Here is an 8,745-nt window from a genome sequence, read left to right on the forward strand (position 1 = left end):
GGAGTCACATGGAAGATCAGATCCTGGAAAACGGGAAAAGTTCCGTTCAGACCGCTATTTGTGTATAAGAGTCAGACCCTACACTGTGTGATAGACACTCGTGTATATAGCGGCGATTGGTGGAGTGGTATTGGCTACCTATGCTGGTGGTAGCATGACCACCATATGGGAGTTGTGTAATGGTTATTGGTTGTATATGGGTGACTGTACATAGCGTAGGAATAGTATTGAATGGTAGTGATGTTAAATAATAAATAAACCTAAACGTGATGCGCCTATCCCACCTACGAAAACACCCAAAAACATATATAAGAAGGAATGGTTATTTCCCTAACCAATTAGCCTATCAAGGCATGATTGATAACGCTGGAAGTTATGGAGCTCACTAGGGATGAAAAAATGCACTCAAGACTGGCTTCTACCAATAAGCCAGCTATCAACATCGTGCTCAAACCAGCCAATAAAGGACTGCCCTATCTTGAAAGGTTTAGGGAAGGTCTCGTCATAACGAGGAGACTTGGGATTAAGCCAGTCATAGATAGTAGACCTGACCATGCCAATCTTGTTGGTGAGATCTTTGATGCGCAGGACTTTGATGGGGTTGTTCATGATGTACTCCTGATGATGAGGTAGTTGTTCATCAGAAGAGCGCGCCAGTTAAAAAAAACAGGGTATCGCATCATTCTCTTTAGAAGTTAGAAGAGTGTGAACTGTAATTCCTATCCAAACTGCTTGCTATAACGCTACATAAAGTGACCAATCCAGGCAGCTGATACATGGATTGTAGGTAATGCAAAATTGCAGGCCCCTAGGTTAGGGCTATACCGATAGATGCTATTCACCTATCCGCAGCAAAGAGAACTGAAGAGCCTCCACCTGGATAAGGGCAACTCAAAATATACTAAGTGCAACCACACTATAGGTTAAGTGATGCTTGCATCACATCCTTAGTGCAACCTTGTTGATGTGGCTACATAAATCTATAGAATTGAAAGTTATGCTGGAATTAACACACCATAAAGAAGGTTAAATATGGCAAGAAATAAAAAATACAGACCACATCATCATATTGGTGTAAAAGCCAAAAGTGAGCTTCGCGCCCCCCCAACACAGCATAAAAAAGAAGACATTAAAATAAATGATGATATGTTCGCTGATGATAATAAAGTGGAGCAATCAACTAAAATCAAACGTGTTTTGCGAGGAAGTAAAACCGACAATAATAAAGATAAAAATAGTAAAATAAAAACAACAGAAAGGCCATATTCAATATACGACTGTGATAAAGAATGGCTCCTCGCTGCACAGCGAACTAGAAAGACTCCACATCTGGCAATTAGACATGAAGGGCTTAGTAAGAATGGATTGCAGATTGAGAACGACACACCTATCGGTCATTTTATTGAAAATAATAAGTCTAGCGAAGTAACTTACTATCAAAAAATTATAGCAACTGAAGATTACAGTAACTTCGAACATATTTATAATATATTGTTATTTATTTCATCTGTTAGGGAATATAGCTACCATGAACAATTTAAAATTGGGAGGCAATTTAAAAACAACAATCGATTAGAATTAACCGTTCAGGATGAGGTTAATCTAAATAAAGCACTTGTGTATAGTGCTCAGCAGAAAGTAGAAATAAAAAATAAAATAAGAATTTTGTTGAGGTCAAACGTAAATAACATTCTCAATAACCAGGATTATCTTGAACACTTTGATGTGCATCCCGCTGTATCTATATTCATAAAGATAGTAAATGAGAATGGCATTGACATCACATATAGAGATGATTTTGAAGAGTATTTCTCAATCGATCTGATGACCGCTTTCATCAATAAATTCAATGCAACCTATAACTCTCCACATTATAAAGAAGAGGTTTCTAAAAGACTTTTCAATGTAAGAAAGAATATAAACTCTATCACTGACTTCATAAATAGAAAGGTCGATGGCGATTCTACGCATGTGATAAGGTGCTGTTTAGGATTTAACTGCATTTTCGATGATGGATATGATTCAAAATATGAAAAAGAAATTTATGAAATCTATAAAAGCCCTAACTCCTTATACTATTACAAGCTAACAAAACTATTTGATGGCAGAGATGCAATATTTAGGCGAGGAGCAAAAAAACCAGTTATGAAGTATATGGATGGGTATATTTGGAAAGTCGATTATTGCTCAATAAGGAAGTATTATCTTCATCTATTTTTATTTTTAAAACCAGACTGGGGGAAGAGCTTTGATATCGTAGAAGAGATCGGTAACATGTGGAGAAGCAATGTAATCAACGGTGATGTTTTTAAATATAGCGGTGAAATAGACAACTTCCCAATTAAAAATAAAAGCGGTCGTGACATGCTGGCTAAATCTTTAAACGACTTATTCATTCAGGACATATTGGCTTATGCGATAGTGCGCAAGCCTAATGAAAAACATCTTCGTTCATTTGGAAAAAGTGGAAATAATAAAAGCACTGACAACCCATTACAGAAAATAATTAAATCAACACTAGTGAAAATATAGCGCAATATGATGATGATCTATTCGCTATAAATTGGCCATCTGGTTTAAACACTCCATGAGGGTATGACATGAATAAAAATGGAGGTTACGCTCAGTGTAACCTCCATAGGCAAAGTCTAAAACTAGAGACTTAATAAACCCTATCCAACTTGTAGATGCACAATATTGTCAGCCGTTTTTTCTGATGGTTTAAAAATTCATCCCCATAACTCCAGCGCCATTTTTTGTTCCGGTAACCGAACTGTATGAACATAGTGAGCCATGCCTCCGGGTAAGGCATGACCTAATATCTGCTCCACAACATGAGCGGCGATCCCAGCCTCATTTAGCCGGGTAGCTAAGCTCCGTCGCTCCAAGGGAGTAGTATGCCCGATCCGTTTCCAAATCCCTCTTTCCCACTGACTGACAGCCTCTGGTCACTTGAGCTTCCTAGCAAGTATGAGGGTGACTGTGCGGCAGCTGCTTTCAGCAAGGCGTCTATCGTCGGCCGAATAAAATCAGGTATTGGTCTCACGATTTTATTACCTGTTTTTGATTTGGATGCAGGTACTGTCTATGTACCTTCGGCTAGATTCCATTCTTCGGGAGCTGATAGCCGATCTTCTTGAGTTCTTGCACCGAACGACAACAGAATCTTGGCCAAACTTCCGTAGTAGCAATATGGACCTAGCTTCTCAGCCCACTCCCATAGTGTTAGCAGCAGTGGGAAAGTGATCCACCGATGGGTCAGAATCCGACTGCTGTTGACACTCGAAGACTACCTCACCAAGAAAGAGGCTCTCACCGGCAGCCTGTTTGGCAAGCTGAGAGATTAGGAGTGGGGCGAGGATGTGTGGATCACCTGATCGCTAAGCTGCAAAGTCATGTGGAGTAACTCATGAATCAACCCTACCTGCTACTATGGCTGGAGGGGCCGCTACAAAGCTGGGGGCACGATTCCCGCTTTGGACGGCGTGAGACCCTGAACTTCCCGACCAAGTCCTGGGTCCTCGGGATGGTCTGCCCTGCCCTGGGGATTGGTGGCCCCCAGACATCCCTACTCGACCATTTTGCCGCTCTCGATATGCAGGTCCACAGCTTTGCCCGTTGTCACCAGAATGGGGAGCTGGCTCCCCGCGAGCCTTTTTGCGCGAGACGACGCTGACGCGAAGTGAGCAATGGGAAGAGGGACAGTAGCTGTTGAAAGGCTTGGGTATCCATGATGGAGACCCTCAAGGTGATGACCTACTTCAAGGTTATCCTTTCAACAAATAATTGGGACAGCGCTATTAATAACGCCTTGTGATGCAAAAAGATCGCAGAGGCAACGAGCCGGGCGAGAGCGGCCCACCCGGGATCAGCGCTCCAGCAGGGGAGCAGAGCGGTAGCTCCAGAGCCCGTAGGTGCGCAGGGCGTCGCGGTAGATGCCGAGCAGCTCGCTGTCGCTCACCTTGGCAAGCTCGGAGAGCGGCTTGTCGGGATAGCTGACGCTATCTATCCGGATCCCGGCCGGCCCGCTCTGCCAGCAGGCGATCTCCAGCAGGGTCTGGCCCCGGCGCACATGGCTGGCGGAGCTCACCAGGGTGGCGTACTCGATCTGGTGGCGGGCGAGGGCATAGCCGCTGTAGAGGGCGTTCTCCACCGTGCTGGTGGCGTAGTTCTCCTCGATGATGCGGGAGCGATCGATCCCCTTTTTCACCAGCCAGTCCGCCATCAGCTTGCCCTCGGTCTGACGGTTCTGTGGCACGCCGCCGGTCAGGATGATGAGGGCCGCCGGATTGGCCTTGGCCAGCGCCCGGGTGGTTTCCAGCCGGCCCAGCAGGATGTCGTGCATGGAGCCGTCGGGATTGAGGGCATAACCCAGGGTGACGATGGCCCGGTTGCCCGGCTTGGGTGAGCGCTCCCCTTGCTCCTTGAGCGGGGTGGCGACGACGCGGTCGACCGTGTCAAAGATGCGCTGCAGATCGGCGGCGCGGCCGGGATTGAGGGTCGCCAGCTTGCTCTGATACCCCTTGGCGGCAGCCTCGTTGTGCTTGAAGGTCTGCCAGGTGGCGAGGTAGGTCAGCAGGTCGAGGTCATCGGGCGCGGTGCTGAGGGCCTGCTCGAACAGGCCGATGGCCTTGTCCACGTTGCCGTTGTATATCTGGGCGTTGGCCGCCGAGATGAGCAGGTCGGTGCGATAGGGCTCGAGCTGGTAGGCCTCTAGCAGCAGCTCGGTCACCTGCTCCATGTTGCTCGGCATCTTGGCGGTGAAGCCGGCGGTGGAGATGCGGGCGGGGGATTTGAAGATCTGCCAGGCATCCGCCAGCAGCTGATCCACCACCTGGCGCTTGCTGATGTACTGGTCGTAATTCTGCTCCTTTTGCAGGGAGCGTACCGGGGCAGCCCAGGCTGCGGAAGGGAGCACGGCAGGCAGTGTCAGCAGGCCGGCCAGCGTCAGGGCAATCGCGGTTCTTTTCATCATGATGGTGTTCCACCGAAGGTTGATGGCACCAGGCCATTCCAGGACCATGGGGCTTTTTCAATAAAAACATAAACTTGGTGATTGGTCAGTGTACCGCGTCGTGGCGTGAAAAAACGTGAACCGCTTCGGTTATCCGGGGAAGGGGGCGGCGCCTGCCGCATCCGGAGGTTGCAAGGAGTGCTTTCCTGTGGGTTTGCTCAGTTGTGGCGCAATCCTGCCGCGTTTTGGGTAAAGCTCAGCGCTGCCGTGAAAAAGTTGGCGGGGCCAATCGTTTTACCGCTTTTTCTGTGACGGCGATCACTGTACCATCGCCGCCCGACCTGCCACCCGGCCGCAGCTCCCCCTGCGACGGCGCTGGCGTCACCCGATACTCGCCGTCACCCGGAACGTGAATGACCCCAGGATGGGACCCGCCACTAACCTGTAGGTTTGTGGTCTGCGTGTCGCGGGGTCGGCACCTCTCCCGCCCGCTCCCTGCGATGCCTGTCTGCAGACTTGCCGTATGAAACTTCTCTCTTCATAGGTGCAAGATGACGCTGTTATTGAGTCTGGTCGGTATGCTGGCCCTGATGTTTATCGCCTGGCTGGCCAGTGAAAACCGCCGTGCCATCCGCTGGCGGACCGTGCTCGGGGCCCTCGCCCTGCAAACCGGCTTTGCCGCCCTGGTGCTCTACTTCCCCCCCGGTCAAATCATGCTTGGCGCCATGAGCAACGGCGTCTCCGCCCTGCTCGGCTTTGCCGACAGCGGCATCCGCTTCGTGTTTGGCGATCTGGCCAGCAACGGCTTCATCTTCGCCGTGCGGGTGCTGCCGCTGGTGATCTTCATCAGCGCGTTGATCGCCGTGCTCTATCACTTCGGCATCATGCAGTGGGTGATCCGGGTGCTGGGGGGCGGCATTCACCGCCTGCTCGGCACCAGCCGCGCCGAGTCCCTGGTGGCCACCGGCAACATCTTCCTCTCGCAAGGGGAGTCGCCGCTGCTTATTCGCCCCTTCCTGGCGGGCATGACCCGCTCCGAGCTGTTTGCGGTGATGACCTGCGGCATGGCCTCGGTGGCGGGTTCGGTGCTCGGTGGTTACGCCGGACTGGGTGTGGATCTGAAATATCTCATCGCAGCCTCCTTTATGGCGGCGCCGGGGGGCCTCTTGATGGCGAAACTCTTGGTGCCGGAGCAGCAGCAGGTACGCGAGCAGGCCGAGATCACCCTCGACAAGAGCGACTACAGCAACGCCATCGACGCCCTGGCAGGCGGCGCCATGAGCGGCATGAAGATCGCGGTGGCCATCGGCACCATTCTGCTGGCCTTTGTCAGCGTCATCACCATGATCAACGCCGGTCTCACCACGGTGGGCGAGTGGTTTGGCTGGGCCGATCTCTCCCTGCAGCAGCTGCTGGGCTATCTGTTTGCGCCGGTGGCCTGGCTCATCGGCGTGCCGGCCAGCGAGATGATGGCGGCAGGCTCCTTGATTGGCCAGAAGGTGATCATGAACGAGTTCGTCGCCTACCTGGACTTTGCCAACATCAAGCAGGATCTCAGCGCCCACACCCAGATCATCATCACCTTCGCGCTGTGCGGTTTTGCCAACCTGGGCTCCATTGCGGTGCAACTTGGCTCCATCGGCACCATGGCGCCGGAGCGCCGCCACGACGTGGCGAGCCTCGGCTTCAAGGCGGTGCTGGCGGCGACCCTGGCCAACCTGATGAGCGCCACCCTGGCGGGGCTGTTCGCCTCCCTCGGCTAAGCGACCTTTGCCCCATGCACACCCCGTCTCGCCACTGGCGCGGCGGGGGGGCGTCCATCTGGCGCCAGCCACTGACGCCTCGGTACGGCCTGGGCTCGACAGGGGCGGGCACAGGCGGTAGCGTGATAGCGCGCGGCCCGTCCGCGCCCGTTCAGGCATTCATATAACAAGGAATCACACCATGACCCGTTTCTCGCGCGCATTGGCGCTCTCCCTGCTGCTGGTCGGCGACGCGCCGGCGTTTGCCGCCGCCACCTATACCTCGGATCTGCTGCTGTCGGCGGACTTCAAGGCCCCCTGGGCCAAGGCGACTCAGGGCATCAAGAACCTGCCCAAGTGGGTGCGCAGCGGCAATGGCACCAGCTCCCCGCTCGAAGCCGTGGCCGGCACCCCCTATCAGAGCGGCTCGGTCTGCAAACCCCACGACTGCGCCAGCCACTACATGCAGCTGCTGGTGGATGCCAAGGCCAAGCGGGTGTGGGGCGTGCTGATCGACCTGCCAGATAGCGATGCTGCCCGCGAAACCCCGTCGAAGTTTGCCCGCTACACCTGGCTCGGCCAGCCTGACAAGGGGATGCAGGCTGCCCTGATGAAGCAGGTTGAAGCCGACCCCAACTGGCAGTAAGCCTCGAAAAGCAAAAACCTCTGCCTGGGCAGAGGTTTTTTTATGGCGAAGAGGTGATGGGGCAAGGCGCTAGCGGCTCAGGATCCGCACCGAGCGGATGCGATTGTTGAAGTCGGTCGCCTCCTGCTCGCCCCCCTTGCGGGTGTAGTAGCCGCCGCGAAAGTCGGTCTCCTCGAAAAAGCGCACCACCCAGCCAGCCGGCACGGTGAAGGAGGAGATGCGGTTGGCAAAGCCGTAGCGACCGAGATCCGCAATATCCCGGTCGATGCGCAGGGAGTCGCCACTCTGGTGGGAACCGTCAAATACCAGCAGGGTGCCGGCGTCGTCACCCTCGTCCAATCGAGTTGTCAGGCAGCTCGCCTTGGCCGCCTCGCAAAACAGGCTGTTGTTGCCTTGGCCCTGTTGGCAGCGGCGGCTCACCTTCTGGCGCGCCAGCCATTCGCTACGCCCCGCATCGGCATAGACGCTGTTGAAAGGGGTCAGGGTACAGACGTGGATACGCCCGCCACCCTGGCTCTGGTCGTTCACCACGATCTGGGGATTGATAAGGATATCGGCGCGGACCGCTGTGCTCAGGGTCAACAGCGCCAGCAGGACAAACAGCTTGTTCATGGATGAGATCTTGCCAGTTCAAGGGGCGGCAAGGATTGCCGAGACGCCGGCCTGATGCAAGTGGGGGAGGCGTCCGCTGCGACACTCCTTGCCCACTACAGGCGTCAAGATGAAAGGCCCAAAGCAGAACACCGGCACAAGGCCGGTGTTCTGAACAGCATGGCGGCGGGCCCAGCGGGGCGCGCGGTCAGGGCGGCTTAGGCGTAGAAGGCCTCGACGGTGCCCTTGACGGTGATCAGCATGGGGTTGCCATAGCGATCCTTGGCCTTGGGGGAGGGGATCTTCACCCAACCTTCGCTGATGCAGTACTCCTCGACATTGGTGCGCTCCTTGCCGTTCACGCGAATGCCGATCTCGTGCTGGAAGCACTCCGCCACATGGTGCGGGCTGCGCGGGTTGGCCGCCAGGCGGTCGGGCAGGGCAGGTTTGTTGTCGCTCATTTTATTTACCTGAGTGTGATAAAAAGTGGGTCATTGTAGGCAATGCCCGCCATGGGCTCAAGGCTGGCCTGCGTCCCATGCGGGTGGACAAGGTCCGGCTACAGTTGCTGCCCTGGCAGCGGCTATAACCGGCGCCGAAAGACGGGGGTTGCCATGTTTTTACTTATATTCAGGTAGCTTCGGCACCAAAGCCAATATCAAGGTTGTAACAGGACCTAAAAACAATGAAATGAAAAACCAGACTAAACCGCTACGATTCTTCCCTTGGGCGAGGACCTGTCTCTTGATCAGATCTTGATCCCCTGCGCCATCAGATCCTTGGCGGCAAGAAAACCCTCCATTTTACTTTGC

At 53.5% G+C, this 8,745-nt stretch carries 8 protein-coding genes; 4 read left to right on the plus strand and 4 right to left on the minus strand.

Going from position 1 to position 8,745, the window contains the following annotated elements:
- Nucleotides 1-405 precede the first annotated feature (405 nt).
- Nucleotides 406-609: a helix-turn-helix transcriptional regulator gene (locus PG899_RS23215; protein ID WP_016351396.1), complete on the minus strand. Its 204-nt coding sequence runs from the start codon at nucleotides 607-609 to the stop codon at nucleotides 406-408.
- A 423-nt stretch (nucleotides 610-1,032) separates the two neighbouring features.
- On the opposite strand from PG899_RS23215, the gene PG899_RS23220 reads away from it, so the two are divergent.
- Nucleotides 1,033-2,532: a histone-like nucleoid structuring protein gene (locus tag PG899_RS23220; RefSeq protein ID WP_134984319.1), complete on the plus strand. Its 1,500-nt coding sequence runs from the start codon at nucleotides 1,033-1,035 to the stop codon at nucleotides 2,530-2,532.
- 877 nt (nucleotides 2,533-3,409) lie between these two features.
- Complete coding sequence (gene cas5e, locus PG899_RS23225) at nucleotides 3,410-3,676, plus strand: type I-E CRISPR-associated protein Cas5/CasD (protein ID WP_016351394.1); 267 nt, start codon at nucleotides 3,410-3,412, stop codon at nucleotides 3,674-3,676.
- Between the two features lie 192 nt (nucleotides 3,677-3,868).
- Here cas5e and PG899_RS23230 read toward each other — a convergent pair whose 3' ends face one another.
- Nucleotides 3,869-5,023, minus strand: a complete 1,155-nt coding sequence (locus tag PG899_RS23230; RefSeq protein WP_172401205.1) for an ElyC/SanA/YdcF family protein — start codon at nucleotides 5,021-5,023, stop codon at nucleotides 3,869-3,871.
- Nucleotides 5,024-5,505: 482 nt separating this feature from the next.
- Here PG899_RS23230 and PG899_RS23235 point away from each other — a divergent pair, with 482 nt between their 5' ends.
- Both PG899_RS23235 and PG899_RS23240 read left to right on the plus strand, forming a co-directional pair.
- Nucleotides 5,506-6,717: a NupC/NupG family nucleoside CNT transporter gene (locus PG899_RS23235; protein ID WP_016351392.1), complete on the plus strand. Its 1,212-nt coding sequence runs from the start codon at nucleotides 5,506-5,508 to the stop codon at nucleotides 6,715-6,717.
- 181 nt (nucleotides 6,718-6,898) lie between these two features.
- Nucleotides 6,899-7,342, plus strand: a complete 444-nt coding sequence (locus PG899_RS23240; protein WP_045789374.1) for an inhibitor of vertebrate lysozyme family protein — start codon at nucleotides 6,899-6,901, stop codon at nucleotides 7,340-7,342.
- Nucleotides 7,343-7,411: 69 nt separating this feature from the next.
- Here PG899_RS23240 and PG899_RS23245 read toward each other — a convergent pair whose 3' ends face one another.
- Both PG899_RS23245 and PG899_RS23250 read right to left on the minus strand, forming a co-directional pair.
- Nucleotides 7,412-7,954, minus strand: coding sequence for a beta/gamma crystallin-related protein (locus tag PG899_RS23245; RefSeq protein WP_016351390.1), 543 nt, complete (start codon nucleotides 7,952-7,954; stop codon nucleotides 7,412-7,414).
- Between the two features lie 197 nt (nucleotides 7,955-8,151).
- The gene (locus tag PG899_RS23250; RefSeq protein WP_005302916.1) at nucleotides 8,152-8,394 is read right to left on the minus strand and encodes a DUF3297 family protein; all 243 of its coding nucleotides are present in this window, start codon (nucleotides 8,392-8,394) and stop codon (nucleotides 8,152-8,154) included.
- Nucleotides 8,395-8,745 lie beyond the last annotated feature (351 nt).

Source organism: Aeromonas sp. QDB39 (assembly GCF_027707585.1).
Classification (GTDB): domain Bacteria; phylum Pseudomonadota; class Gammaproteobacteria; order Enterobacterales; family Aeromonadaceae; genus Aeromonas; species Aeromonas hydrophila.

What these genes read in the sequence shown, in the direction of transcription:
- cas5e (WP_016351394.1), top strand. Translation starts at nt 3,410, where the DNA reads ATGAATCAACCCTACCTGCTACTATGGCTGGAGGGGCCGCTACAAAGC.
- PG899_RS23215 (WP_016351396.1), bottom strand. Translation starts at nt 609, where the DNA reads ATGAACAACCCCATCAAAGTCCTGCGCATCAAAGATCTCACCAACAAG.
- PG899_RS23230 (WP_172401205.1), bottom strand. Translation starts at nt 5,023, where the DNA reads ATGGTCCTGGAATGGCCTGGTGCCATCAACCTTCGGTGGAACACCATC.
- PG899_RS23250 (WP_005302916.1), bottom strand. Translation starts at nt 8,394, where the DNA reads ATGAGCGACAACAAACCTGCCCTGCCCGACCGCCTGGCGGCCAACCCG.
- PG899_RS23220 (WP_134984319.1), top strand. Translation starts at nt 1,033, where the DNA reads ATGGCAAGAAATAAAAAATACAGACCACATCATCATATTGGTGTAAAA.
- PG899_RS23245 (WP_016351390.1), bottom strand. Translation starts at nt 7,954, where the DNA reads ATGAACAAGCTGTTTGTCCTGCTGGCGCTGTTGACCCTGAGCACAGCG.
- PG899_RS23235 (WP_016351392.1), top strand. Translation starts at nt 5,506, where the DNA reads ATGACGCTGTTATTGAGTCTGGTCGGTATGCTGGCCCTGATGTTTATC.
- PG899_RS23240 (WP_045789374.1), top strand. Translation starts at nt 6,899, where the DNA reads ATGACCCGTTTCTCGCGCGCATTGGCGCTCTCCCTGCTGCTGGTCGGC.